The organism is Streptomyces sp. NPDC001770, from assembly GCF_053596135.1.
The window spans coordinates 195,306-220,407 of record NZ_JBSFFN010000008.1 but is presented as its reverse complement, the minus strand read 5'-3'; the positions used below and the strand labels follow the sequence as shown (position 1 = coordinate 220,407).

General features: G+C 70.8%; 19 protein-coding genes and 1 tRNA gene. 9 read left to right on the top strand and 11 right to left on the bottom strand.

All coding sequences use genetic code 11. The annotated features are described in order from the left end of the window. Positions 1–339: 339 nt before the first annotated feature. Positions 340–1,623, top strand: coding sequence for a PP2C family protein-serine/threonine phosphatase (locus tag ACWCSV_RS10460; protein ID WP_451140495.1), 1,284 nt, complete (start codon positions 340–342; stop codon positions 1,621–1,623). 50 nt (positions 1,624–1,673) lie between these two features. Here ACWCSV_RS10460 and ACWCSV_RS10455 read toward each other — a convergent pair whose 3' ends face one another. After that, positions 1,674–2,837, bottom strand: a complete 1,164-nt coding sequence (locus ACWCSV_RS10455; protein ID WP_451140493.1) for an ROK family protein — start codon at positions 2,835–2,837, stop codon at positions 1,674–1,676. Between the two features lie 503 nt (positions 2,838–3,340). On the opposite strand from ACWCSV_RS10455, the gene ACWCSV_RS10450 reads away from it, so the two are divergent. From ACWCSV_RS10450 to ACWCSV_RS10440, 3 genes are all read left to right on the top strand, one after another. Further along, the gene (locus ACWCSV_RS10450) at positions 3,341–6,625 is read left to right on the top strand and encodes a glycoside hydrolase family 3 protein (RefSeq protein WP_451140491.1); all 3,285 of its coding nucleotides are present in this window, start codon (positions 3,341–3,343) and stop codon (positions 6,623–6,625) included. A gap of 274 nt (positions 6,626–6,899) precedes the next feature. Next, on the top strand, positions 6,900–7,397 hold the full coding sequence (locus ACWCSV_RS10445; protein ID WP_451140489.1) for a Pycsar system effector family protein: 498 nt from the start codon (positions 6,900–6,902) through the stop codon (positions 7,395–7,397). 2 nt (positions 7,398–7,399) lie between these two features. Beyond that, positions 7,400–8,203 carry a Crp/Fnr family transcriptional regulator gene (locus ACWCSV_RS10440; RefSeq protein ID WP_451140487.1) on the top strand — a complete coding sequence of 268 codons (804 nt, stop codon included), beginning with the start codon at positions 7,400–7,402 and terminating at the stop codon, positions 8,201–8,203. Positions 8,204–8,213: 10 nt separating this feature from the next. Here ACWCSV_RS10440 and ACWCSV_RS10435 read toward each other — a convergent pair whose 3' ends face one another. The 7 genes from ACWCSV_RS10435 to ACWCSV_RS10405 form a co-directional block, all read right to left on the bottom strand. After that, entirely contained in the window at positions 8,214–9,854 is a 1,641-nt protein-coding gene (locus ACWCSV_RS10435; RefSeq protein ID WP_451140485.1) for a hypothetical protein, read from the bottom strand. 17 nt (positions 9,855–9,871) lie between these two features. Continuing rightward, entirely contained in the window at positions 9,872–10,747 is an 876-nt protein-coding gene (locus ACWCSV_RS10430) for a protein phosphatase 2C domain-containing protein (RefSeq protein WP_451140483.1), read from the bottom strand. 313 nt (positions 10,748–11,060) lie between these two features. After that, the gene (locus tag ACWCSV_RS10425) at positions 11,061–11,738 is read right to left on the bottom strand and encodes a vWA domain-containing protein (RefSeq protein ID WP_451140481.1); all 678 of its coding nucleotides are present in this window, start codon (positions 11,736–11,738) and stop codon (positions 11,061–11,063) included. 61 nt (positions 11,739–11,799) lie between these two features. After that, positions 11,800–13,485 carry a vWA domain-containing protein gene (locus tag ACWCSV_RS10420; RefSeq protein ID WP_451140479.1) on the bottom strand — a complete coding sequence of 562 codons (1,686 nt, stop codon included), beginning with the start codon at positions 13,483–13,485 and terminating at the stop codon, positions 11,800–11,802. A gap of 1 nt (position 13,486) precedes the next feature. After that, entirely contained in the window at positions 13,487–15,748 is a 2,262-nt protein-coding gene (locus ACWCSV_RS10415) for a hypothetical protein (RefSeq protein WP_451140477.1), read from the bottom strand. After that, complete coding sequence (locus tag ACWCSV_RS10410) at positions 15,745–16,437, bottom strand: hypothetical protein (RefSeq protein WP_451140475.1); 693 nt, start codon at positions 16,435–16,437, stop codon at positions 15,745–15,747. Before ACWCSV_RS10410 ends, ACWCSV_RS10415 begins: the two co-directional genes overlap by 4 nt. 761 nt (positions 16,438–17,198) lie before the next feature. Further along, positions 17,199–17,271, bottom strand: a tRNA-Ala gene (locus tag ACWCSV_RS10405). A 161-nt stretch (positions 17,272–17,432) separates the two neighbouring features. Between ACWCSV_RS10405 and ACWCSV_RS10400 the strand changes: the two genes are divergently transcribed. Then, positions 17,433–17,981, top strand: coding sequence for a helix-turn-helix domain-containing protein (locus ACWCSV_RS10400; RefSeq protein ID WP_451140473.1), 549 nt, complete (start codon positions 17,433–17,435; stop codon positions 17,979–17,981). A 165-nt stretch (positions 17,982–18,146) separates the two neighbouring features. Next, on the top strand, positions 18,147–19,421 hold the full coding sequence (locus ACWCSV_RS10395) for a serine/threonine-protein kinase (protein WP_451140471.1): 1,275 nt from the start codon (positions 18,147–18,149) through the stop codon (positions 19,419–19,421). Between the two features lie 68 nt (positions 19,422–19,489). On the opposite strand, the gene ACWCSV_RS10390 is transcribed toward ACWCSV_RS10395, so the two are convergent. Continuing rightward, entirely contained in the window at positions 19,490–20,836 is a 1,347-nt protein-coding gene (locus ACWCSV_RS10390; protein WP_451140469.1) for a hypothetical protein, read from the bottom strand. Between the two features lie 269 nt (positions 20,837–21,105). Continuing rightward, on the bottom strand, positions 21,106–21,240 hold the full coding sequence (locus tag ACWCSV_RS10385; protein ID WP_003958712.1) for a DLW-39 family protein: 135 nt from the start codon (positions 21,238–21,240) through the stop codon (positions 21,106–21,108). Positions 21,241–21,579: 339 nt separating this feature from the next. Between ACWCSV_RS10385 and ACWCSV_RS10380 the strand changes: the two genes are divergently transcribed. From ACWCSV_RS10380 to ACWCSV_RS10370, 3 genes are all read left to right on the top strand, one after another. Beyond that, complete coding sequence (locus tag ACWCSV_RS10380) at positions 21,580–21,939, top strand: DUF6344 domain-containing protein (protein WP_451140467.1); 360 nt, start codon at positions 21,580–21,582, stop codon at positions 21,937–21,939. A gap of 218 nt (positions 21,940–22,157) precedes the next feature. Further along, complete coding sequence (locus ACWCSV_RS10375) at positions 22,158–22,466, top strand: DUF6234 family protein (RefSeq protein WP_451140465.1); 309 nt, start codon at positions 22,158–22,160, stop codon at positions 22,464–22,466. 635 nt (positions 22,467–23,101) lie between these two features. After that, positions 23,102–23,701 (top strand): hypothetical protein, encoded by a 600-nt coding sequence (locus ACWCSV_RS10370; protein WP_451140463.1) that lies wholly within the window; start codon positions 23,102–23,104, stop codon positions 23,699–23,701. Positions 23,702–24,165: 464 nt separating this feature from the next. Here ACWCSV_RS10370 and ACWCSV_RS10365 read toward each other — a convergent pair whose 3' ends face one another. After that, a complete protein-coding gene (locus ACWCSV_RS10365) occupies positions 24,166–24,924 on the bottom strand; it encodes a GntR family transcriptional regulator (RefSeq protein WP_451140461.1) in 759 nt (252 codons plus the stop codon). Positions 24,925–25,102: the final 178 nt, after the last annotated feature.

Genomic DNA, 25,102 nt, shown 5'->3' with positions numbered 1-25,102 from the left:
GAAACATCTCAGTACCCTCAGGAAGAGAAAACAACCGTGATTCCGGGAGTAGTGGCGAGCGAAACTGGATCAGGCCCCGCATCGTCGTCCGACGCCCCTCGGTGGTCTGCGGACGTCGTCTCGGGGAGCAGCCTCCGGAAGCCGCCCCGGGAACCGGCCCCTGACTCCGACGCTCCGGAACCGGCTTCTGAGTCCGGCGCTCCGAAAACGGGCCCCAGGGGTCCGTCGCTCTGAAATCCGCCTCCGGGACGCGCGGATGCGGGGCACCGGAGACCGTGATTCGCTGGCCAGGTGCCCTCCAGTCCCTCCCCACGCTCTTCACCGCCGGGGGCCGACCAGGTGCCCGCTCCCCACGGAAGCGGGCTCCTCCGGCGGCAGCCTTGGCTGGACCGGGCACTGCTGGTGATCCTCGGACGGCCCCGGCGCCGGCTCGGCTGGCTGTTGCCGCTCGTCCTGCTCGTGGTCGTCTGCTTCGCCGACTGGAACACCTCGGGCGATTTCCGGGTGCTGTCCTGGCTCGTGGTGGTCCCGGTCGTGGCCGCCGCCCTCTGCCCAGTCGGCACCACCGCCCTGTTCGCGGTCGCCGCCGTGGCCGCGTACGGCGTGATCGACCAGGCGTGGGAGCACGAGTTCCGCGCGGGGCTGCCCGACTTCATCCTGGTCTCCATGGGCGGCCTGCTCGCCGTCGCGGCCGCCTGGCTCCGCCGCCGGGGCGAGCGGCGCTCGCTCTCCGTCCGGAACGTCGCGGACACCACCCGGGCCACCGTGATCCGGCCGCTCCCGCCCAGCTGGGGCGGGCTGCTGCATGCGCACATCTACCTGCCCGCCGACGCGGAGGCACGGCTCGGCGGCGACTTCTACGACATCCAGCCCAGCCCCTGGGGTACCCGCGCGCTGCTCGGTGACGTCCAGGGCAAGGGCCTCGGAGCCGTGGCGGTGGCCGCCAACCTGCTGGGCACCTTCAGGGAGGCCGGGTTCCACCAGCCCGACCTCCGGGTGGTGGGCGAGCGCATGGAAGTCCGGATGGAGCGCAACCGGCTGTACGAGCAGGCCATGGGCTACAAGGACGGCGACCGGTTCGCCACCGCCGTACTGCTGGACTTCCCGCCGCCCGGTTCTCCCGGCGGGTACGTCGACGTCATCAACTTCGGGCACGATCCGCCCTTCGCCGTCAGCGCGCGCGGGGTACGCCGGCTGGAGGCCGGCAGCGGCAGGCTCCCGCTCGGCCTCAACGAGCTGGCCCCGGCGTCGGAGCGGTCCACCGGACCGCACCGGGTGCGCCTCGCGGAGGACGAGACCTTGCTGCTCACCACGGACGGGGTGACCGAGGCCCGTGACCGGGCGGGCGACTTCTTCCCGCTGGCCGAGGCGCTGGAAGCCGCCGTGGCACGGGACCCGCAGCTCGCCGAGTCGCCGTACCGCCTGGTCAGGGCCGTACGGGACCGGATGCTGGGGCACGTCTACGGACGGCTCCAGGACGACACCACGATCTTCGCCGTACGCATCGCGCCGCCGTCCGCGGGACCGGTCCAGCCGACGCTGTCCGTCACCCGGTGGACGGAGATCTCCCCGACCGCCACCGCCCTGCCCGGCCGCCAGGGCTCCGCCCAACCACCCCGCTGACGACGCCCCGGCACGGGAACCCGCTGGGGCGACCCGTGGGCGGCTCGGGCTCAGCGCGGGACGAGCGTCGTGGCGAGCCGCAGGGCGCCCAGCAGCTCGGCGCGGGTGCCGAGCCCGGCGGGCAGGACGCGCAGCCCTGTCGCGATGGCCGGCTGGGCGTGCCGGCGGATCGCGGTGGTGATGCCTTCGACAAGCGCCCCGGTGGAGGCGCCCAGCTCCCCGCCCACGATCAGCGCAGACGGGTTGAGCAGGTTGCAGAACGCGGCGAGGACGCCGCCGAGCGTCCGGCCCGCGCCGTCCAGGATGCGGTCGGTCACGGGGTCGTCGACCTGCGGAAGGAAGCGCGGCCCGGACACCACCCCGGGGTGGGTGTGGGCGATCTGCGCCGCGAGCGCGGAGACCGACACCACGGTCTCCAGGCAGCCCCGGTTGCCGCAGCGGCACATCTCGGTGTGCCCCGGCAGCTGCGTGTGCCCGATCTCGCCCGCGTACCCCTGCGACCCCCGGTACGGCAGCCCGCCGACGACGATCCCCGCCCCGATGCCGTGCGACACCTTGACGTAGAGAAAGTCGCTGTAGCAGCGGCCGGCTCCGAGGTGCAGTTCGCCGTACGCGCCGAGAAGGGCGTCGTTCTCGGCGTGCACGGGCACTCCGAGGCGTTGTTCGAGCTCCTTGCGGGGAGCGAGCCCCACCCAGCTCGACAGGATGGTGGGGGAGCGGACGAGCCCCGATCCGGTGTCGAGCGGGCCGGGTACACCCGCGACGACGGCACCGAGCCGGTCCGTACCGAACGCTCCGCACAGTCCGTCGAGCATCCCCGCCGCACGGTCGATCGCCTCGACGGCCCGCAGGTCGACGTCGAGCTCCACCCGGTCCTCTGCGACGGGACGGCCGAGGGAGTCGCCCAGGGCGACGTTGATGTGGTTGTGGCCGAAGTCGATGGCCGCCACGGGGGCATCCCCGTGGCGGGGTACGACGCGGAGCACCGCCGCGGGCCGGCCGCTGCCGGAGCCCGGTCCGCCGCCCTCGGCCTGCGTCTCGGTGACGCGTTCGTCGGCGAGCAGCCGGGTCACCGCGTGGTTGACGGTGCTCCGGGACAGTCCGCTGAGTTCGACGATCCGGGCGCGGGTCAGATGGCCCGCCGTCTGGATGTGCCGGAAGACGTCCTCGCGGGTCCGGTCCCGGGGCGAAGAGCCTGCTGGCGTCTGAGGCATGCGCAGATCCTAAGGTTGGGCCTCCCGTCCGAGGCGGGTGTGCGACGGCTTCCGTTCACCCTCAAGTACCGCTGCCCGTAACGGAACAGACCCGCACGGGCATCACCGGCGAGTGCGGTGCCGACAACCTGTGAACCGGGTTCGCGGTGCATGAAGTTTCGTGCGGAGCGGTTCGGCGCCCTCCTCAACGGGTGTCTCCGGAACCGGTTCCAGGTCCGGACAGCTCTCAACAACCCTTCTGACGTGCCCTTATAGCAGGCCGTTCGCCCCCTGTCACGGGGTCTGACAGCCGGCGACCCCCCTCCACCATTCAACCAATCACGAGTCAAAAAACTCACGAAACTCACGATGTTTCTGCCATTGACCACAGAAAAAGCCGCTCTTAGGGTCGGCTCAGCTCACGCCGAGCGGACGATCCTTCCGCAGACCTCCGGGGCTGGAGGTTTGCCCGTCCGGCATGAACCTCCTATCTGGACAATGCGGTTGAGAGAGGACTTACTGACATGTACACCACAGGTCTGCCCAGAGGTGTCCGCCGCGGCAGGGCCGTCGCGATCGCCGCCGCCACCGCGGTCGTCGCCGGCATCGTCTTCACCGGAGTGCCCGCGGCCACCGCGGCCACCTCCGACCCCAACCCCGCCGCCCTGGAGCTGAAGAACGCGGCGCTGTCGCGGGAAGCCGCCACCCAGGGCATGGTCCTCCTCGAAAACCACGACCACGCGCTCCCGATCGCCAAGAAGGGCAACGTCGCGCTCTTCGGCGTCGGCGCCTACAAGACCGTCAAGGGCGGTACGGGCTCGGGCAACGTCAACAACCGGTACACGATCTCCGCCCGCCAGGGTCTGACCGACGCCGGTTACCAGGTCACCACGAGCGACGCCTACTGGTCCGCGATGACCCAGGCGTACGACACCAAGTACCCGGCCGCCGCTACGGGCAGCACCTTCGGATCGACCGTCGACTACGCCTCCGTCGAGCAGCCGCTGACCGCCGCCAACGTGGCGCCCTCGGCCGCCACCGACACCGCGGTCTTCGTCGTGGCGCGCAACTCCGGCGAAGGCTCGGACCGCTCCTCCGGCAAGGGCGACTACCAGCTCACCGACATCGAGCGCGCCAACCTGAAGCTCCTCGGCCAGACGTACAAGCGCGTCGTCGTGGTACTCAACACCGGCGGCATCGTCGACACCTCGTTCTTCCAGGAGATCAACAGCGAGGTCAAGGGCGCTCCCGGCGGCCAGGCGCTCGACGCGCTGCTGCTGATGAGCCAGGCCGGCCAGGAGAGCGGAGCCGCCCTCACCGAGGTGCTGAACGGCACGGTCACCCCGTCGGGCAAGCTCACCGACACGTGGGCCTCGCAGTACGCGTACTACCCGGCGTCCGCCACGTTCGGGAAGAACGACAACGACCCGCTCACGGAGCAGTACACCGAGGGCATCTACGTCGGTTACCGCTACTTCGACTCGCTCTACAAGAAGATCGACCCCGCCGACCCGTCGAGCGTCGTCAACTACGCGTTCGGCTACGGCCAGTCGTACACCGACTTCGACATCGAGGCGCAGCAGGTCAAGGCCGACGCCAAGACCGTGAAGGTCACCGCGAAGGTCACCAACACCGGCCGCACCTACTCCGGCAAGGAGGTCGTCCAGGTCTACGTGTCGGCCCCGCAGACCGGGCTCGACAAGGCGTACCAGCAGCTCACCGGCTACGCGAAGACCGACAACCTCGCCCCTGGCCAGTCCCAGACGGTGACGATCAGCTTCGACACCACCTCGCTCGCCTCCTACGACGAGTCCCGCGCGGCCTACGTCCTGGGCGCCGGCGACTACGTCGTGCGCGTCGGCAACTCATCCCGGAACACGCACGTCGCGGCCCGCCTGAACCTCGCGAAGTCCGTGATCACCGAGCAGGACCACACCGAACTGAACGACCAGAAGCCCGCCACCGAGCTCACCAGCTCCACGGCTGACTTCTACACCTACCCGGGTGAGAAGTCGGAGATCGCGCGGTCCGGCCGGATCAAGCTGAATCCGTCCTCGTTCCGTACGGAGAACAAGGCGTCGCCGTACCAGCAGAACGTCCCGGTCGACTCCTCCTCCCCGTACTACGCGCTCGACGGCGACAAGATCTCCTCGACCACGGTCTACCTCGACCCGAAGCAGAAGAACTGGGAGGGCACCGGCTCGGCGTACGCCCCGAAGACCGGTGAGCAGGTCAAGCACGTGTCCACGAACACGGCGACCACCCTGTACGACGTCGCCAAGGGCAAGGCGACCATGGAGCAGTTCGTCGCCGGCCTGAGCGTGTCCCAGCTCGCCGACATAGTCGAGGGCTCCAGCGCCGCGGGCACCACGCTCACCGCCAAGGGCGCCGCCGGTTACACCACGCCGAACTACGAGAAGCTCGGCATCCCGGGCATGGCGCTCTCGGACGGCCCCGCCGGCCTCCGCCTCACGCAGCAGATCGGCACCGGCGACACCGCCACCTACCAGTTCGGCACCGCCTGGCCCGTCGGCACCCTGCTCGCCCAGAGCTGGGACCGCGGCCTGGTCGCCGAAGTCGGTACGGCCGTCGGTGAGGAGATGCAGGAGTACGGTGTCCAGCTCTGGCTCGCGCCGGGCATGAACATCCACCGCGACCCGCTCAACGGACGCAACTTCGAGTACTACTCGGAGGACCCGCTGGTCTCCGGCCTGACCGCCGCGGCCACCACCGAGGGCGTCCAGTCCATCCCCGGCGTGGGCGTGACGATCAAGCACTTCGCCGAGAACTCGCAGGAGACCAACCGCACCACCAGCAACTCGGTGATCGGTGAGCGCACGCTCCGCGAGATCGAGCTGAAGGGCTTCGAGATCGCGGTCAAGGCCGCCCAGCCGATGTCGGTGATGAGCTCCTACAACAAGATCAACGGCACCTGGACGGCGAGCAACTACGACCTCCTCACCGACCTGCTGCGCGGCGAGTGGGGCTACAAGGGCACGGTCATGTCGGACTGGGGCGGCAGCCACGGCTCGCTGACCTCGATGTACGCGGGCAACGACCTCATCGAGCCCGGCGGCAACCCGGCCGAGGTCATCAACGCCATCAAGCAGGTGGCGCCGACCACCGACATCACGGGCCTGCCCGTGTACAACCGGACCGTCACCACCACCCGCACCTCGTACACCTGGCAGTTCGGTGGCTTCACCCCGTCGGCCACCGGCGGCACGACCCTGAGCACCACCGTCGACGCCAGGACCGACCTGTCGAAGACCCCGCTCTCCGGCGAGACCGTCCGGGACGCGTACAACAACCAGGTGTTCACCGCGAACGCCAAGTACGCCTCGGTCGACGCCGCGTACAAGGCGGTCGCCGCCCTGCTCGACCCGAGCGCCGCCGGGCTGACCGCCGCCCAGAAGGCCGGCATCAGCCTGACCGGCGTCCAGCACGCCACCGCCGGTGACGACAGCAGCCCGGTGGTCGCCTACACCGTGGCGGTCAAGGGCGACTACCCCGCCCAGGGCTACCCGCTGCGCCTCGGCGACCTCCAGCGCAGCGCCATCCGCGTCCTCACCACCGCCGCGCAGAGCTCGGCGTTCGAGGAGCTCGCCGGTCTGAACGGCGTGAAGGGCATCAAGGTCGGCCCGTACACCTCGCAGTTCAAGAACCTGGAGCCCGCGGTCACCGTCGGCCTGGGCAAGGTCTCCAAGGCCTCTCCCTCCGGCAACGGCCACGGCTCGGACGGCAGCGGCCACGGCTCGGACGGCAAGGGCCACGACCACGGCCGCGGCAAGGGCCACTCGGGACACTGACCCCACCGGGGTTCTGGTCCGCGGGAGACACCTGACCCCCGGGCGGCGGCCCGCACCGCTGCCGCCGTCCGCACCCGGCCCCCCTTTCCACCCGGGCGCCCCCGGTCTGCTTCCCCGCAGGCCGGGGGCGCCCCTGCGTCCAGGACCGCCGGATCCGTCGGGCTCCCCCGCCTCGCGCGGGGGAGCCCCGGCCGTTCCAATCCCTCTGCCCGGCACGGCACGCCCGACTACGATGGGTCAGTCAGCTGGGCGCTCCGGGGGGAAGAGGTCTGCGATGGCGCACGACGACGCGGTGGCGACCGCATGGCGCTTACACGCCTCGCTCGCCGACTGGATCGGCAGGATCGATGCCAAGGCATCGTTCGCCCTGACCATCGAGTCGGCTGTCCTCGCGGGAGTGGGGGCCTCCGCCGGTACGCACCACGGTGTCGGCGACCTGTCCGGCTGGTGGGCTGTGACAGCACTCTGGATCGGAGTGGCCGCACTGGCGCTCGCCGCGCTCGCGGCCGTGTCGGCGGTCGTGCCGAGAGCGGGAACGCGGCGCATGGAGTCGCCGGGACCCGACGACTACCTCTTCTACGGCCACATACGCCGTTGGACCCCTCACGATCTGGCCGAACACCTGTCACGGGCCGATCCGCTGTCCGCGCTGACCAACCAGCTGGTGATCATGAGCGACATAGCCTGGGTCAAGCACCGCAGGGTGCAGCACTCGCTGGCTCTGGCCGTGTCCGGGGTGGTCTTCCTCGCTCTCGCCGTGATCACAGGCTGAGCATGACGCACGGTGCGGTTGTCTCGTCCCCGGAGGGCCGGCGGCCTGCCGGAGAGTCCTTCTGGTCGCGGTTGGACGACGCGGCCAGGGAACGCCTCATCGACGCCGGCCACACGCGCAGGTATCCGGTGAGCGCACACCTGCTGAGGCAGGACGCCCCCTCCGACCACGTCCTGGTGCTGCGCAGCGGCTGCGTGAAGGTGTACGCGGAGACCGACACGGGCTACCGGGTCGTCCTGGCGCTGCGCAACAGCGGCGACCTGCTCGGTGAGCAGGCCGCCCTGGACCGCCGGCCTCGCTCGGCGTCGATAAGCGCGCTGATGGACGCCGAGGCACTGATCATTCCCGCCAGCAGGTTCAGCACCCTCCTGCGCACCCTGCCCACGGTGGCCTACGGGGTGCAGCAGGTCCTGTCCGGGCGCCTGCGCGAAGCCGACCGCCAGCGAGCCGCGATCGGCTCCGTACCGGTCGAAGCGCGCCTGGCCGCCCTGGTGCTCGACCTGGCCGAGCGCTACGGCAGGCGCACTGCCGAGGGAAAGATCCGGATCGATCTGCCACTGTCCCAGGACGATCTGGCAGGGCTGGTGCTCAGCTCGCGGCGGACGATCAGCAGGATTCTGGAGGAATGGCGCCGCGAGAAGCTGCTCACCACCGGGCGCCAGGCGATGGAGCTGGCCGCGCTGTCGGCCCTGCGCCATCGTGCCGGAGCCCCGGCGGCCGCGAGGAGCCGGTCGGCCTGGCCGGAGGAGAACAGCCCGCGCCAGCCGGGCGACCGGGCCGCGCCCCACACCTCGTACCCGGAGTAGGGTCCGCGCATCACACCTCGTCCCACGCGTAGCTGGTCAGCCCGTACTCGGCGGCGATGTCGTTCCACACCCCGACGAACGCCTTCTTGGCCGAGGTGGCCCGCTCGCTCGCGACAGCGGCGTCCTGAAACTCCGAAGCCTCCGCCGTGCTGTCGGGCAGACAACCGCCGGACAGGTTCTCCGCCCAGAGCTGGTAGGCGTCGTCGGCCTCCGCCGACGCGGACCAGGCACTCCGCAGATCCGCCAAGGCCTCCTCACCGCCGGTCAGCCCGTCGGCATTCAGGGATTCCAGCCGGCCGAGCAGATCACGGCGCGCGTCCGCGGCCTGCTGGAAGACATCGGCGGCGGCCGAGAGCGACTCGCACCGCTGCACGGACGCGACCGCGTCGCCGACTCCACCGCGCGTGCCTGCGTTCGCCCGCAACAGCTCGTCGACCGCGGAGGCCTGTTCCTCCGCCTCGGATTCCGAGTCGCCCGCCGCGGACTCTCCGTCGTTCTCCGTCTCCGGCGCACGGTCGGAGGAGCTCGAACCCGAACCGCCGTCGTGGCCGGATCCCGCCTTCTCGACAAGGAAGGCCACGGCGATCAGGGCGAGCACGACGAGGACCACTGTCGTGATCGTCTTCCAGGCCGGATTCCCCCGCCGAGGTGCCGGCTGAGCAGTCCAGGGACCAGCACCGGGCTGCGGCATGTGCCCGGTGCCCGACGCGGTCGGCTGGGCAGGTGGCGGGTTCCGCGGCCGGCCCGGCGGCGGACTCTGCCCCGACGACGGTGAGCGGGGCGGCCGGTTCGGCTTTCGGACGGCCGGGGAGTCCTGCCGCGGCCGGGCGATCGCCCGCTCCAGCGCGCCTCCCCACTCCTTCATGGTCGGACGCACCGCGGCATCCGCCGAGGTGCCCCGGGCAGCCAGGTTCATCAACTCGGGTGCGACCAGGCCCACCTGCGTCGTGTCGGTTCCCTCCTGCTCCCCCAGGAACAGCCGGATCACCAGCAAGGTGAACTTGTAGCGGTCGCTCTGCACCGTCGCCAACGGCTCCCCGATTGGCACGTTCCATCCCGCGGTCTCCGCCTGCCCCAGCACACTGCGTCCCCGCAGCCGCATGGCGTCGCAGTCGATGAAGAAGCAGGCCGGACGCGGCGACAGACTGAACAGGAGGTTGTTGGCGGACAGGTCTCCCACCGCCACGTCCAGATCATGAAGGCGGTCGAGCAGATCCGCGAGGTCCTTGAGCAGCAGCAGACGCTGCCGGACGCCGATGGTGATGCCGATCCGTTCGATGTACTGCTGCTCGTTCAGCAGGAACTGGAAGCCTGCTACACGCCGTTCGCCCGGCGCTGTCGCCAGCTCCACCAGGAACGCGTCCGGCACCTGGCGCATCAAGAAGCCACGCGGCCGGCCCGAGTCCTCGACGATCGCAGCCGGCCACGCGCTGTGTTCGGCCAGCCAGCGGCCCGTCGAGCGATCGAGCGACGGCAGGAAGTCGACCATTTTCTGCAAGGCGGTGAAGTCGGCCTCCCGCAGCGAAGCGGGCGAATACTCCTTGTAGGCGATGGGCCACAAGTTGTTGATCTTCCGCTCCTTGATGGCCCACACCTCCCCCTGGCCGCCCTGGCCGAGGGGGTGGTCCTTCACCAGCGTGTGCAGATCCACCCGCGGAGCCCGCCCGGTCACCGGCCTGCCTCCCGCAGCAGGTGTTTCGGCCAGACGGCGAGCAGGGTGCGGTCGTCGTCGAAGGTCTCCCGGGAGAAATCCAGCAGATGGGCGAGTCCGCGGGCGGGAGGGGGAGTGCGCAGATGCCGGAGGAAGAGCGCCCCGACACTGCCCGTCCCGTCCCCCAGCGCGTCGCCGAAGCCGTCGGTCCCGACGAGAAGCACGGACGCGGGACCCAGCACGGCCTTCTGGACGAGCAGCGGCGTCGGGACCCGGGGCAGTGGGGTCACGGCGGAGGACAGCACTTCGGCCCCGTGCGAGTCCTTGGTCGTCAGCAGCCGCTCGTAGGATCCCCGGCCTCCGTCGAGCAACCACGCTCCGGAGTCGCCCACTTGGACGAGGGTGACCGCCGGGACACCGTATCCGTCCACCTGGACCATGCCGGTCACCAGGGTGGTCGCGTACTTCCGCTCGGCCTCCGCGCTGTAAGCCCCCTCGGGTTCCCTCCCGCCTGCCGCACGGGCGACGAGTTGCCAGGCGGCCGTCCGCACCACGTGCGGCCAGTCCAGCGCGGACGCACCGGAATCGAGCTGCTTCAGTATCTCGTTGACCGCACCCCGGCAGGCCAGGGCCGAGCCGATGGAGGACTGTTCGGCCGAGGAGACGCCGTCGGCAACGGCGAACACCACGTTCTGGGTGGGTCCGTGCACCGCGACTGCCACATCGTCCTCGCGCGGCCTGCCTTCGTAGCGGTGCGCGTACCCGCGCACGGACGCCAGCCGTACCGTCACCCCGTCCGTCGACCACCCGTCGTGGACGGTGTCCGGACGGTAGGACGGCGTCACGGGCGGCTTCGGCTCGAACGCGTAGCCGGGCTCTCCCACCGGGATCACGGCCCACTCCGGATCGGGGTACGACCCCGGCGGCGCCGCCCGAACGGGAGTGGGCGGCCTGGCGTCCGGTGACACCACCGGCGGACGTACCACCGCCGGAGGCAGGGCGGGAACCCTGGCGGGAGAGTCCGACGGCGCCGGGAGACGCGGCGTGGGCCGGACCGCAGAGCGGGAGGACAGGTGCTGCACGGCCGGTGGCCGTGCGGTCGGGGAACCAGGCTGTTCGAAGTCCCCGCGCCAGCCGTCCGAGCGCTCGTACTCGTCGATTCCGGCATCCCTGCCCGGCCGGCCGGGCGAGTCCGGGCCGGTCATGTCAGACCTCGTCAATCGCCATGTGGAAGCCCTCGGGCCTCGTGACGATCAGCTCGGCTTCGCCGTTCGCCACGCTTCGGCCGGTCTGCACCATGCTCTTCGTCAGCGCGATGAAGAAGGACGAGATCGCCTTGCCGAGGTCGGCACCCGGCACCGACACCAGGGCGAACTCCCTTTTGGTCGCCACTTCCAGCATCATTCCGGGGGCGGCCTGGCCTATCCCGCACGCGACGACGTTCGGCGCCGCGGGAGTGACGGCCCGGTCGGTCAGCCGGGCGTGCGGCGTCTTCCAGTCCTCCCCGGAGTTGGGCATCCCGTCGCTGAGGAAGAACACGGCCGGGCGGAGGACCTTGTACCCCTCCGACTTCAACCGGGACACGTCGTGGGGCAGCCGGTTCAGCAGGGCGTTGAACACCGCCTCGTAGCTGGTGGTTCCCCGCGTGGCCAGCTCCGGGAGCTGGTTCTCCCGGCGCAGATCGGCAAGTTCAACCCGGGTCACGACGTCGTCGGAGAAACCCAGCACGGTGAAGCGGACCTTGGCGGCGGCCATCGGTTCGCCGAGCAGGGTGTGGTGCAGCGACTGGAGCCCCTGGTTGAGTTCGCCAAGGTGCTTGGTCATCGAGCCGGACTCGTCGGCGAGTACGTAGACAGGCAGCAGAGAGCCACGGTTTTCGGACACTGCGGTGATTCCTTCTTGTCGGAGGGGGACGGACCGGACGCGGATCCCGGGCTGCGGGGGATCACCCCGCGGAGCGCGCCGGAATCAAGCCCGCCGGGCACTCGGTGACCAGGTCGGGACGGCCGGCGACGACCCCCCGGCCCAGGTGCAGCAGGGTGTTCTGCAGGAGGACGGAGAACTGCGCCGCCTGGTCCGGTACGGGCACGCCGGGCGCGGCGACGAAAGCGAGCTCCGGGCTGGAAGCGATCCTCAGCACGGTGCGCGCCTCGGCCGAACCCAGCCCACAGGCGACGACCGTGGGGGCGTAGCGGTGTGCCCCGAGGATCTGCTGCGCGTCCGGCCATCGGGCGTGGTCCTGCGGCGGGGCAGTGGTCACCAGGAAGACGACCGGCCGGTGCACGCGTCCACCGGCGCGCTTGAGCTGGTCGACATCGCCTGGCAGGAGGTCGACCAGCCCCTCGAAGGCGGCGGTCAGGTGCAGTTCGCCGCCGGCGGACAGGTGGGGTACGTCGGTGCCCCACTCGACCCGGGTCAGCGGCAGGCGCATGTCGGGCCGATCCGCGTACCCGATCACCGACAACCGCACCCCGGCGGCCACGTCGGGGCTCTGGGTCAACGCGGTGTGCAGCGACCGCAGCGCGTCGTTCAGCCCGGCGGTGAACGGCGCCGCCGACTGCGAAGCGTCGAGCACCACGTAGACCGGCATCGTCGCCCCGGTCGCGGCGGGCGCGGACGAGGGGCCCGCCGCCGTCCCCGCGGCCGGGCCGCCCCACATCACGGGGGCCGTCGGCGCGGGCCCCAGCGCGGGCGGCGGCGCCGCCTGCAGGCCGAGCGACTGGAGCGCACCGGACGCCTGACCGCCCAGCAGCGACATCAGGTCGGGGGCGCGGAACAGGTCCTTCTCGACCATGAACTTGAGCATCTCGTCGTGCCGCTGATTTCCCAGCGCCCATCGCGCGGCCTGGGTGGCCTCCCATTCGAGGCGCAGCCGCGCCGCGCCTTCGGTGTCATCGGGGTGTTTCGTCAGGTGCTGCATGATCAGGCCGTCGATGTCCCAGCCCGTACGGGACAGTGCCTCGGCACGCAGCTTGTCGCGTGCCAGTGAGGCGTTGAGTCCGGCGTCCTCCACCGCCTCGTCGGACGCGGCTTGCGCCATCCGCTTGTCGTGCTCCCGCTGCCCCAGCTCACTCTCCCGGCGGTACCGGGCCAGCGCCTCGATGTACTTTCTGGCCTCCTCGTCGGGCTCGATGTGCACCCGGCACAGGTAGATCGTCAGCCCCTCGGGGAGCCGGACCGGCTGCAGGAAGGCCCGGTTGATCTCCGCCTCGGCCCGGTCCGCCTCGTCGATGGCGAAACGGCGCACGGTGGTCCGGACGAGGTGGGTGATGTGTCCGTAGATGATGGGCAGCGCGTCGGGGATGTTCCTGCGGACCACCTCCTCCGGGTCGTGGACCCGGAAACCCACGTCCAGCCGGGCTTCGAAGCGGTGTGCCTGGTCGCTGCAGGGAAGCGGGGTACTGACCATCGCCGCCTGACGGCGGTGGTCGCCGACGTCCACCGCCAGCCGGGTCCCGCCCCAGTTGAGCACCTTCTCCCAGATCGTCGGGGTGGCTCGCGTGCTGACGGTGTAACTGCCGTCCGCGGCCACGTGCACGATCGCCACGTTGCGGTGGTCGTCCCACCACTGCCGGTGTTTGTTCTTCGGCACGGAGTCCACGCTGAAGGTCAGCGGCAGATTCGACGGCATGTCATTCCCTCTCTCGGTCGAGCACTCTGGTCACGGCCCACGCGGTGACCGGAAGCGGCGCGAGTTCGTCACGGTCGGTCCACTCGGCGGCGTACTGGCGGATGATGTGGCCGGAGCGCGCGTCCCCGCGAACGACGGCACCCAGCATGCTCATGAGGGTGTCCCGCAGCCGGCTGTCCGCCTCGGCGAGCGTCGCCCAGGTCCGCAGCGTCCGCTGTGCCTGCGTGTGGGAGTCCGGGTGCGCCAGCGCCTCGCGCCACAGCAGCACCATCGGCTCGCGCACCTCGGCCCGAACCTCTCTCAGGAAGAGCAGAGCGGGCCAGCCGTCGTAACCGTCGAACTCCGGTTCCTTGCTGTCCACGACCAAGGCGGTCGCGATCGTGAGGAAGGCCGGCAGGCAGGTGGGCCGGGACTGTGTCTGCGCCATGCCCGCGCACAGGGCGCCGAGCACCAGCGGCGCCGTGTGGTAGTCCTGCGCGACGAGATCGGTGTAGCCGTCGCCGATCGCCGTCGCGACCGACGCGACGTCCACCGTCGACAGCCGGGCCAGCCGGGCGATGTTCTCCCGTACTCCCGCCGTCGCCGACGTCAGCCCGTACATCCGCGCGGCCGTCGCCTGGCCGAGCGGTAGCTGCCGGTCGGAGAACCACCCCGCGGCCAGCGCTTCGATCTTCGGACGCAGCTCGGGGTCACGGATACCGGTGGCCAGCGCGTATCCGACCGCCTCACGCAACCGGGCGTCCGTGTGGAAGGCCCACTTCTCCAGGACCTTGCGGCTGAGGTAGGGGAAGGAGGGGGGCAGCAGCCCGCCCAGAGCCACCGCGGCGTACACCCGTACCTCGTCCGAGCCCTCCGTGATCAGCTCTCCGAGCCAGCCCAGGAGCACGTCCTGGATCGGATACCCGGACCACGCGTGGGCGATGACCTGGCGCGGGTACTCCGGGTCCTGGTACTCCAGGCAGCCGCGCGCTGTGGGTGTGTCGATCCGCCGGGCACGCAGCCGGGCCAGCAGTTTCCGCGTCGGCAGGGCCAGCGGGTCGAAGACGGTCAGCGGCGCGTAGCGGCCCGCTCCTTCCTTCGCGACGGCGGGCGAGCGAACGGAGTCGAGCCGGCGTACCAGCCTCCGGGCGGCCTCGTCGATCTCCTCCTGGGGCAGACCGTTGAGTACCGCCAGCGCGAGCGAGAAGCAGCGCACGAAGGGGTCGGTCAGGCCGTCTGCCCAGATCTCGAAGGTCTCGACGCCCCTACGTGCCATACGAGTCCGGATCCGGCCCAGCTCCGGATCGCCGGACCAGTACTCGTCGTGCAGGAAGGTGGCGAGGTCCGAGGCGCTCCGGCAGGTCGCGTTGGCGTCGAGGTGCTCGTCGATCAGCGCCGCCACCTCGGCGTCGGCGAGGATGCGCTCCGCCTCCGGCACTCCGAAGCGCCAGCGCAGATAGCGTCTGACGATCCCGAGGTGCGCGGGAGGCCGGACCAGATCCACCACCCCGGACAACAGTTCGCTGTCGGACACGTCGGTGTCGGTGAGGGTGACGACCATGACCGCACCCGCGTCCAGCAGCGCGGTCTGCAGCCGTTCGTAGATCTCGCCGCGCAGGTTCGCCGCGTCGACCGGCCGGTCCAGAAGGAAGCCCGCTCCCGGTTCGATTCCGATGCCGTTGCCGGCTCCGGCCGGTGCGTCGAGCCGGTCGACCAGCGAGGCGAAGTCCACACGGCTGTCGAGGTGGTAGACGGGTCCGCGACACGGCAGCAGCAACCGTACGGCGGTGGCGGTCTTGCCCAGGCCGTCGGCGCCGCGCAGCACGACGATGCTCTGCCTGGCCAGCTCCGAGCGGGCCTCCTCGTAGCCCGGCGCCTCCTCGTACGCGTGCCGGGCCCGGTCGCGCAGCACGGGGGACAAGGGCCGCAGACGCTCGCGGCCACCGCCCACCACCAGGACGTACTTGTCCCGGCCCACGACGTCGCCGTCCACGTTCGCGTAGGCGCCGCGCAGGTGCCCGTGGCGCTGCGACCCCTCACCGAGCCGACCGGAAGGTGCCGCGCCGTCGTCCCCCCTTCCGGTCCGGTCCTCGCTCTGCGTGCCGGTGCCGGTGATGCCCGCGGGGGGAGCCGTACCGCCCGCGGAGGAGCCGCCGGGTTCGCCGGCCGTACCGCCCGGAGCGGTGGGACCCGTGGACGGAGATGCGGCCGGGGCGGGTGCGGGAGCGGCCCCCACCGCTCCCGCACCCGCACCGGCGCCCCCCGTCGGTGTTGGCACTGTCACCAGCGGACCGTTCCCTGCTGGTGGATGACCTTGTCGCGGCCCACCACGTCGCCTCGGACGACGCCGACTTGGATGGCACTCGCGCCGACTGCCCCGTCCGGCCGCGCCCCGGCGTCGGCGGCCCCGTCGCCCCGCCCGGGGCTCGTCGGCGGCGAGGCGGGGGCCGGAGGGGGAGCCGGGCTCGGAAAGGTCAGCCCGGGAGGCGCGCTGAAGCCCGGCACCATGACCCAGCTCTCCACCGCCTCACCGTGCTTCGTGGTGAAGCGGAGGGGGAGGTAGGCGGCCGGGTCGATGCCGCGCGGCGCGTGCCGTACGACGCCCTCGTACACCTGGCCCGAGACCACGAAGGCCAGACAGGCCGTACCGGCGGCACGCAGGGTCTCCCTCAGCGGCTCCGCGTCCACCAGCCGGAACGTGGTATTCACCGCGTCACCGGACCACCCGCGTGCGTCGCGGGCGACCAGCCCCTGGTGCAGCGCGAGCCGCATCCGCAGGGAGTGCGCGGCACTGTAGATCCGGGCCTTCTCCCGCAGCCCGTCGTCGAGCGCGCGGACCAGCGGTCCCGCCAGCTTCACCGGCGGGACGGTGGGCGCCACCAGCATCAGGATTCCGTCCCCCCGGTCCTCGGTGACGACATCCCCCAGGTCGATGCCCGCCTGGGCGAAGGCACTTTCCAACACCTCGTACATGGCATTCCGCAGAGACCGCTGAATGGGGTCGGGCCTGGTGCTGAAACTCTCCAGGTCCAACACCAAGATCCAGTGATGCAGCGCTTCGGACGTCATGGAATCCCTCCCCGGCCACCGGTCGAATCCCGGTACCCATGTCCTATGGCACGGGTAGGCATCCGTCTACGCCATATGGCGCAGACCCGGTTCCGGATGGCGGGGCGGCGGATGACGGGGCGGACGCCCCGGGAACGTACGGGGGAGGGAACCACATGGTGGGCGTACGCAACCCGCGATGCCGCCCGCGCGCCCGCCCGCCCGCGCCGCGAGGACGGCCGGATTCCGGAAACCGATGGCGACATGGCCGCGACCGGCGCCACCCGGCGTCGCCGCACAGCGCGATGTGGCCGCCGCGGCGGACCGCGACCGCGTCGGGCCGGCGCATCGGCGTGGACGGGGACGGTGCGGTCCGGTGATGGGCTCACGCACCGCCGGCGGCGACGCTTCGTACCGGTGGAGCCCGACGGGACGGTGCGGCCATTCCTCGTCGGTGCGGCCGGGCTCCGGCTGTACGGCCCCGGCTCGCGGGCGCGGCCGCTGGAGAGGAGGGCCCGAAGGCCACCGACGAGGAGCTGATCGACACCGGAGAGCGCTGCGGGCAGGTCTTCGGGATGCCGGTCCGGATGCCGGCCACTGGGCAGCCCCCGGCCCCGGCCCCCGGGCAAACCGCACAAAAAAGCCCCTGGCCTGCGTTTCCACAGGTCAGGGGCCATTCGGGAAGGTGGAGCCTAGGAGATTCGAACTCCTGACATCTGCCTTGCAAAGGCAGCGCTCTACCAACTGAGCTAAGGCCCCGAACAACACACGCCACCACCCGCCATCCGCACGTGGAGCGCCCGTCGCAGACCAGAGTACCGGGTCCCGGCGGGATTCCCGCAAAGAGATGGGGACTCCCGGGGGACGACCACTCTCCGTAAGATGTCCGACTAGGTTCGCAGCAGCGAAGGGGAGGCGTGATGGACGCAGCGCAGCAAGAGGCAACCGCAAGAGCCAGGGAACTCCAGCGCAGTTGGTACGGGGAGCCGCTCGGCGCGCTCTTCCGCCGGCTGATCGATGATCTTGGCCTGAACCAGGCCCGGCTCGCGGCTGTACTCGGGCTGTCCGCGCCCATGCTGTCCCAGTTGATGAGCGGGCAGCGGGCCAAGATCGGCAACCCCGCGGTGGTCCAGCGCGTCCAGGCGCTCCAGGAACTCGCGGTCCAGGTCGCGGACGGCAGCGTCAGCGCGGGCGAGGCCGCCGACCGGATGGACGAGGTCAAGAAGTCCCAAGGAGGATCGGTTCTGTCCAGCACCGGCCAGGCCACTGCCAACGGCGGAGCACCCACCGTCCGCCGTGTCGTCCGCGAGATCCAGTCGCTGCTGCGCTCGGTATCGGCGGCCGGGGACATCATCGAAGCAGCCGACTCCCTCGCCCCGACCCACCCCGAACTGGCAGAGTTCCTCCGGGTGTACGGCGCGGGTCGCACCGCGGACGCCGTCGCGCACTACGAGGGGCACCAGAACTAGGGTCGCGACCGGCTCACCGGGAGCAGCACAGGCACCAGTACCGGCCACACGCCGCACAGCGGTGCCGGGGCGCGCTCGCCGCCCCGGCACCCGGGTGCGTCCGGCTGCACCCCGAGTTCCGGCACCCGGCACCATCCGGCACAGGACTGGAGCGGACAGAGCGCAATGGGTGAGGTATTCGCCGGCCGGTACGAACTGGTCGATCCGATCGGACGCGGCGGTGTGGGCGCCGTCTGGCGCGCCTGGGACCACCGGCGCCGCAGGTACGTCGCGGCCAAGGTGCTCCAGCAGAGCGACGCGCACACACTGCTCCGCTTCGTGCGCGAGCAGGCGCTGCGCATCGAGCATCCCCATGTCCTCGCACCGGCCAGCTGGGCCGCCGACGACGACAAGGTCCTGTTCACCATGGACCTGGTCAGCGGCGGTTCACTGGCCCATGTCATAGGCGACTACGGCCCGTTGCCGCCGCACTTCGTCTGCCTGCTGCTCGACCAGCTGCTCTCGGGGCTGTCGACCGTGCACACCGAAGGCGTGGTGCACCGCGACATCAAGCCCGCCAACATCCTGCTGGAGTCCACCGGTTCGGGGCGTCCGCACCTCAGGCTGTCGGACTTCGGCATCTCGATGCGCAAGGGCGAACCCCGGCTCACCGAGACCAACTACGTGGTGGGCACTCCGGGTTACTTCGCGCCGGAACAGATGATGGGCGCCGAGCCGGACTTCCCCGCCGACCTCTTCGCGGTGGGACTGGTCGCCCTGTACCTCCTCCAGGGCCGGAAACCCGACTCACGGGCGCTCATCGAGCACTTCGCCGCCCGCGGCACCCCCGGCGCCCCGCAGGGCATTCCCGAGCCCCTCTGGCAGGTGCTCGCCGGGCTGCTCCAGCCGGACCCGCAGGCCCGGTTCCGTACCGCGACCGGTGCGCGCAAGGCCCTCGCCGCGGCGGTGGAGATGCTGCCCGAGCCCCCGGCCGGCGAGGAACCGGTGGAGGTGTTCGACCAGATCGGCCCCCTGCCGGACGGATTCGGCCCGGACGGCCCGCTCAACAGCACGCTCGGCAACGCGTACGGCGGCCCCTCTCCCGCCGGCCAACTCCCGCGCCAGGAAACCCCGGTGTCCATGTCGGAGACCGGTAGCTTCCATCTGGCCCCGCCGCCCGTCCCGTCGTCGTGGCCCGCCGCCCCGGCGCCCTCCCCGGCCACCGCCGCCACGGCCGCCGGGCACCCCGGCCCCGCCCCGACACGCGGCTACACCGCGCCTCACGGGCACCCCGCGGGCCCGTCCCCCGCTCCGACGCCCACCGCGCACCCGCAGCCCGCACCGACGGCCCCCGCGGCCCGTACGCCCCGACCGGGGCCGTCCCCGAAGGTGGCGGTCCCGGTCCTGGTGGTCGCGCTGCTCTGTTTCGCCGTCGGCATCTGGGCGCTCACCCAGGCCTGAACGGAGCCGGGTTCACCGTCCGCGGCCCGTCCGCCGGGGCCCGGCCGCTCCCGCCGCCGGACCTGCGGCTACCAGGCCTGCGGCGGCCCTCCGTACGGCGCGGGCCGCCCGGCCGCCTCGGCCGCCGCCGTCCCCGCCCGGCGGCGGGCCAGCAGCGTCCAGACGCCGAGACCCAGCACCAGCACCGTCCCGGCGCCGATCCCGGTCACCCCGACCAGCCGCATGGTCGCGCTCCTCGCCGCCTGCGGCTCGCTCTGTCCGCTCCGCGCCATGTCCCGGTCGCTGTCGCTGACGCCGAAGATCCCCGCGTCACCGGCGTACGGAGAGGGCTGCGCCTCGTTCTCCACCTGGACCGTCAGCGTCAGTTTGATCGGGCCGGAGCCGTACTCCTCCGCCACCTTGGGGCTCAGCCCGACCGCCACGTAGTACCAGCCGGCGAACCGCATGCCGGAGACACCGGGCGCCGAGGCGTAGCGGTTGCTCCAGCCGACCGGGGGAAGCGGATCGAGGGAGACGGATGCGGGACGCCCCGAGTACGAGAGGACCTCGCCCTCCACATGACCGCGGGCGGGGTTCGCCAGCGAGAGCGAGAGGGCGTTGCCGAGGAAGGTGGTCGAGGCGTTGTTGTTGCTGAGCTCGGCCGTGACGTGGAGCTGCTGCCCCCAGTCGACCGGTATCCGGTAGAAGCGGGTCTGGCCGGGCGAGACGGAGTCCTTCCACTCACCCGGTTCCAGCCCGGTCGCGTCGTTGAAGCCGGTGCCGCCGGACCGGGCGGCGCGGGGCGCCGACGTGGGGAGCGGGGCGGGCGGCTCGGATGCGAACTCCGAGGGCGCGGTGGTGGGCTGGGAGCCGGCCGCCTTCAACGTGGGCTCGATGTCCTGGCGGATCTCCAGGTCCCACGCCCCGGGGGAGGAGGTCTCCTTGCTCTTCCGCTCGATCAGGACGTCGTACGCGCCCGCCTCCTGGCAGTACGAGCTCCCCTCCTCGACGGTCCGGACCGCGTACGCGGACAGCGGACGGGCGAACTCCGCCGATCCGACCAGGGCGTCGTCCGAACCGCACTGCGAGTCGTTGTGGTCGCGGAGGGACACGGTGATCCCGTCGCCGTAGGCGACTGCCTCGTCCGGCGACCTGGGCACCGCGACCGCCGAGACGTACGTGTCCGAGGCGGCGTCCAGATTCACCCGGTAGTAGAGCTTCTCACCGGGCTCGATCGAGCTCCGGTAGACCGAACCTGCCTCCAGGGACGGTGCGTCGGCGTTCTCCACCGTCCCGGTCACCCGCTTCGCGCCCGGATCGAAGGCGTACGGGACCGGGCCGGCCGCGTACGCCGGCCCGGACAGCGCCACCACCGCGCACATCGCGGCGAAGGCCGCCGACGCCACCCGGCCGCCCCTGCCGATCTGCCTGTTCACGCGCTCCCCCTCGTCGTCCCGGCGACCGCCCGCGCCCCGGCCCGTACCCCGCACAGAACCGCGCCCGGCGCCACCGGAGCTTCCGCCCCTGCGGCGGTCACGGTGCGCGTCCATCCTGCCCCGGGGGCCCCGCCGCTGTCTGCGGCCACAGCGGATCGGTGCGACCGGTGCTGTCTCCCGGGACGTACCGCGTGGTGGGGGCACTGGGCCCGGACAGCACGAAGCCCCGGCCGCTCGGGCGGCCGGGGCTTCTCAGGGACTGCGTCGTCTCACACGCCCGAACCTGCGGGCACGGAGTCGGTCGCCTCCGTCCACAGATCCTGCTCGGCGCGATCCGCCTGGATCTGGCGGTACACGAGGAGCCCGCCGATGGCGGCCAGTGCGACCAGGAGAAGCTTCTTCACCGCGCGACCTCGTCTTTCCTAGGTTCTAAGGGACTTCTGCCGCCCGACTATACACACCGGCCGATACCGATCGGTGACCTGCCCGGACCCCCACCGCAGGCCCCTCCCCGGGCGGTCGGCGGGTCCGTCGGACCCCTCGGGCCACCCCCCGGAGAACTTCCGGAAGACCCCCCGGAGAGGTCCCGGAGAGGTCCCGGAGCGTTCCACCAGCCCGGTTGCACCATACGAGTGGTGTTCATCAGAAGATCGGCGCACCGGTGGCGTCGGTCCCAGAAATACGCTTGCACATCCACATCATCAGAAAGGTAAGCAAACCGGACCACCTGAAAGTGAGGGGCCATGAGCGCCTTCAAGGTCAAGAACCTCTGGACAGCCTTCATCACCGCCTTCTTCGCCCTCCTCGCCTCCCTCGGCCTCGCCGCGGCGAACGCCTCGGCCACGGAGCAGCAGCCGACGCACACGACCCAGGAGCAGACGGGTGCGACCGCGGCAACCGCGACCACCCCGTCGGTGCGATGGACCCTTCCGCGTGACCGGGCACTGCCACCCACGATGAAGCAGCGCATCCGCGCCGAGGCGCACGGCTCCTCACCCGCCACCAGGCACCTGCCCGCCGACACCGCGAACGCCCCCGGAACCGAAGCCGCCCGCACCAACTACGCGGCCACGGAAGGCGAGTCCCCTCTCCCCCCGCCCTGATCGGCCCCGCACCACCCCAGACTTCAGGCCCCCGGCCCGGTACCCACCGGCCGGGGGCCTTCCCGTGCGCCCGGTGCCCCGGACACCCTGCGGGACCCGGCGCCGCAGCCACGAGGACGGCCGGAGCTGAGTAGCCGTGCTCATGCGCGTCCCCTGCCACCCGAGCACGCTGGAGGGCGTACGGCAGGCAGGCTCGGCAAGCGAAGGGGTGGAGTGCAGTGGGACAGGGTCGACCGTCGGCCGGCCAACAGGCCGGCGTCAGCGTGGTTCTCTTCGTCCTCGACCTGATGGTCATCGGCTGGCTGCTGTTCCGCTACGGAATGACCGGGTGGGCCGACTCCTACAACGACGGCAACCCGCCCGACGCCCCCCACGAGGCCGTGCGCGCGACGTGGATCCTGTTCGGCGCCGCCATCGTCACGGGTGGCGGCTTCCACCTCCTGCGCTGGCGTACGTGCGGCACCGTGCAGCTGCTCGTCCTCGGCGCCGGAGCGGCCCTGCTCGCCAGCCTGGCCGCCGGCGGGTAGCACCCGAACCCACACCACGTCCTGCCGTGCGCCAGGAAGCCCGTACGCGCGGCGGTCGAGGGTGCATGCGTCTGCGGCGGTACCGGCTGGTTCGACGTCCGCTCCGAGCCGGGCGGCCCGGCGTCAGTCGTCTCCCGGAACCGCCCTGCGCACAACCCCGAGGGGCGCACTCCTCACCCGCCGGGAGGCTCCGCATGACGGACGGCCCTCCCCGGCACCCGGCAGCGAGAAGCCCCGGCCGGCAGACCAGAAGCCGGGACATGTTCGCCGTACCCCCGGAAGAACCAATCCTCAGGCCCGATCCGGCCACATACGCCGAAGGCCCCCCACCGTTTCCGGTGGGGGGCCTTCGTACTGGTGGGGCTAACAGGATTTGAACCTGTGGCCTCATCCTTATCAGGTCGGTCATCAAGGGCTACCGACTCGGACGATCGGGTTGCAGCCCCCGGTAGTCCCCGCCTGAAGTGCAAGCGTGGCCGCTGTTGTACGTCCTTGTTGATGTCCAGCGCTGATGTCAACTCTCTTAGATCAGCTTGACACGGGTTCATTGTGGTCTCTATCAGCGAAATCTGCACGCCGCTACGTGGCAGCAGGCATCCTGATGAGGGCAGGCAGCAGAGCAGCAGGAGGCGGCCATGGAACCGTACGTAGTCGCCTTGATCGCGGTCGTGGGGACGCTATCCGGAGCCGTTGTCGGCTACCTCCTCCAGCGGCGACAGGCCCGAGAACAGCGAACATGGCAGAAGACAGACTTGGACCGCCAAGAAACCCTGGCCCTAGTCCAATCAACATCAGCTACGTTCGACCAGCGTGAAGCCCTCCTCTGGCAGGAACGCCGAGCCCTCTACATCCGCTTTCTCGCACACATTGATGACTGGGTCGAGGTTCTCCGCGACCTTAGAGACCTCGGTGGTTTTCCGGCTACGCCAGGCATCCAGACATCAGACGATGCACGTCAGGCTTCTCCGCTCGCCGCTGCCCAGCTGGATGCCGCCCGAGGCTTCAAGCGTTGTGATGTTGAGATGACGGTTCTGGCCGGTACACCCGTCCTCTCGATGATGGGCGAACTGCGAACCAAGGTCTATGAAGCAGCGCAAGAGGCGTTGACCGGAGGCGACAAGCTAGCCGAAGTAGCAGAGCAACGAGGGCATCTGGTTCGGGCCATGCGCTTCGAGCTCACCACTTCCTTCGTGGGTGATCGGCACTCGGCGCACAGGCCGACACGAGCCGAGTAGGACTCCCGCTTCCCGCTCCACCCACCACTCACCCCGGCTCCCATCCCGTCCGCCTTCGACCCACACACCGTGGAGCGGTCGTGGTTCAGGGCGTCAAGGTGGAGCGCGCCACTGTACGAACGACCTTGACGCCCTGGGCCGCGACTGCTCGGCTCTGCCTGGGTCGGAGGCGGTCGGGATGGGGGCCACCACGACGCTCACCACGCTCCGGCCGGCACCCGCGAACGGCGCCCCTCCCATCCCGGAGTCTGAGCGCCCCCGCCGGAGGCATGTCTTGAAGCCGCGGGCTCCGGTCTCGGCTCATCCCACCCGGCCTATCCACTGCGGGCGCGCGTCGGCGGCGGCGCGCCGAGCGGGCCGGAGGCAGGAGCGCGGGCGCGGCCAGAGCCGGGAGCGCGCCCGGCGGAGCGGAGCGCAGCCGGGGGCCTTGATGAGGTAGAGAAACCTGTTACAGCCCGGGGGCGTCAGGCGTCGAAGTCGTACTCCAGGACATAGGCGGCCGCGTCCAAGACCATCTCGTTGACCTCGACGGGGCTGCCGTCTTCCGCGAAGGCGGTTCGGCAGATGAGCACCACGGGAGTGCCGGCGGGAAGGCTCAACCGCGACGACTCTACGGGGAGGGGCATACGCGATCGGATCTCTTCGCGGAAGTGGACCGGCTTGTGCCCCAGTTCGGCTAGCCGGGCGTAGATCCCTCCTGGACCCGTGTCCACCTCGGTGATAGCTGAGCCCTCAACCAGGGAGTTCGGAAGATACGACGTAGCCAGCAGGACCGGCTTTCCGTCCAGGACGAACCTCCGACTCCTGATGCAGGCAGCCTCCCCATCCCCCAGGTCCAGCACCCTCGCCGCATTCTCTGAAGCCGCCCCGATGCTTACCTCAACCTGATCCACAACAAGGTTCCGGTCACCGAGATCGGCTTCCCAGATGGAGCGCCCTCCACCCCACTGCTCGCGTGCCAGCCGTTGAATTCCGCGACGCCTCAACGGCTGGAAGGCGCGAACAAAGACGCCAGCCCCTTTGCGGGCCTCGGCCAAGCCTTCGCTCTTGAGCACCCCCAAAGCCTGACGGGCCGTCATGCGCGCGACTCCGTGTTGCGCCATGAGGTCGTTCTCTCCGGGCAGACGGTCTCCCGGCCCGAACGCACCCGACTGGATCTGCGCCTTCAGTTCGTTGGCGATCCGCTGGTACTTGGGCTCGGGACGGCTACCTTCCGTGGGCATTCGTCGCTTCCTCTCCTCTCTAGACACCTTAGGACCGCAAGGCACTCGCGCGCGACCTCCAGGCAAGCTCCGCCAGTCGACTGGCGCTCCGCACCAGGGGTTTTCCGCAGCCGCGTAAGGCGACTCGCGCTACTCCTACCCGAGAGCTGCCCATCAATCTGAGCCAACCGAAGCAAGG

Excerpts from the sequence above, each read along its gene's own strand:
- ACWCSV_RS10395 (WP_451140471.1), top strand. The coding sequence starts at position 18,147 with ATGGGTGAGGTATTCGCCGGCCGGTACGAACTGGTCGATCCGATCGGA.
- ACWCSV_RS10365 (WP_451140461.1), bottom strand. The coding sequence starts at position 24,924 with ATGCCCACGGAAGGTAGCCGTCCCGAGCCCAAGTACCAGCGGATCGCC.
- ACWCSV_RS10440 (WP_451140487.1), top strand. The coding sequence starts at position 7,400 with ATGACGCACGGTGCGGTTGTCTCGTCCCCGGAGGGCCGGCGGCCTGCC.
- ACWCSV_RS10445 (WP_451140489.1), top strand. The coding sequence starts at position 6,900 with ATGGCGCACGACGACGCGGTGGCGACCGCATGGCGCTTACACGCCTCG.
- ACWCSV_RS10370 (WP_451140463.1), top strand. The coding sequence starts at position 23,102 with ATGGAACCGTACGTAGTCGCCTTGATCGCGGTCGTGGGGACGCTATCC.
- ACWCSV_RS10420 (WP_451140479.1), bottom strand. The coding sequence starts at position 13,485 with ATGCCGTCGAATCTGCCGCTGACCTTCAGCGTGGACTCCGTGCCGAAG.
- ACWCSV_RS10450 (WP_451140491.1), top strand. The coding sequence starts at position 3,341 with ATGTACACCACAGGTCTGCCCAGAGGTGTCCGCCGCGGCAGGGCCGTC.
- ACWCSV_RS10455 (WP_451140493.1), bottom strand. The coding sequence starts at position 2,837 with ATGCCTCAGACGCCAGCAGGCTCTTCGCCCCGGGACCGGACCCGCGAG.
- ACWCSV_RS10410 (WP_451140475.1), bottom strand. The coding sequence starts at position 16,437 with ATGTACGAGGTGTTGGAAAGTGCCTTCGCCCAGGCGGGCATCGACCTG.
- ACWCSV_RS10380 (WP_451140467.1), top strand. The coding sequence starts at position 21,580 with ATGAGCGCCTTCAAGGTCAAGAACCTCTGGACAGCCTTCATCACCGCC.
- ACWCSV_RS10400 (WP_451140473.1), top strand. The coding sequence starts at position 17,433 with ATGGACGCAGCGCAGCAAGAGGCAACCGCAAGAGCCAGGGAACTCCAG.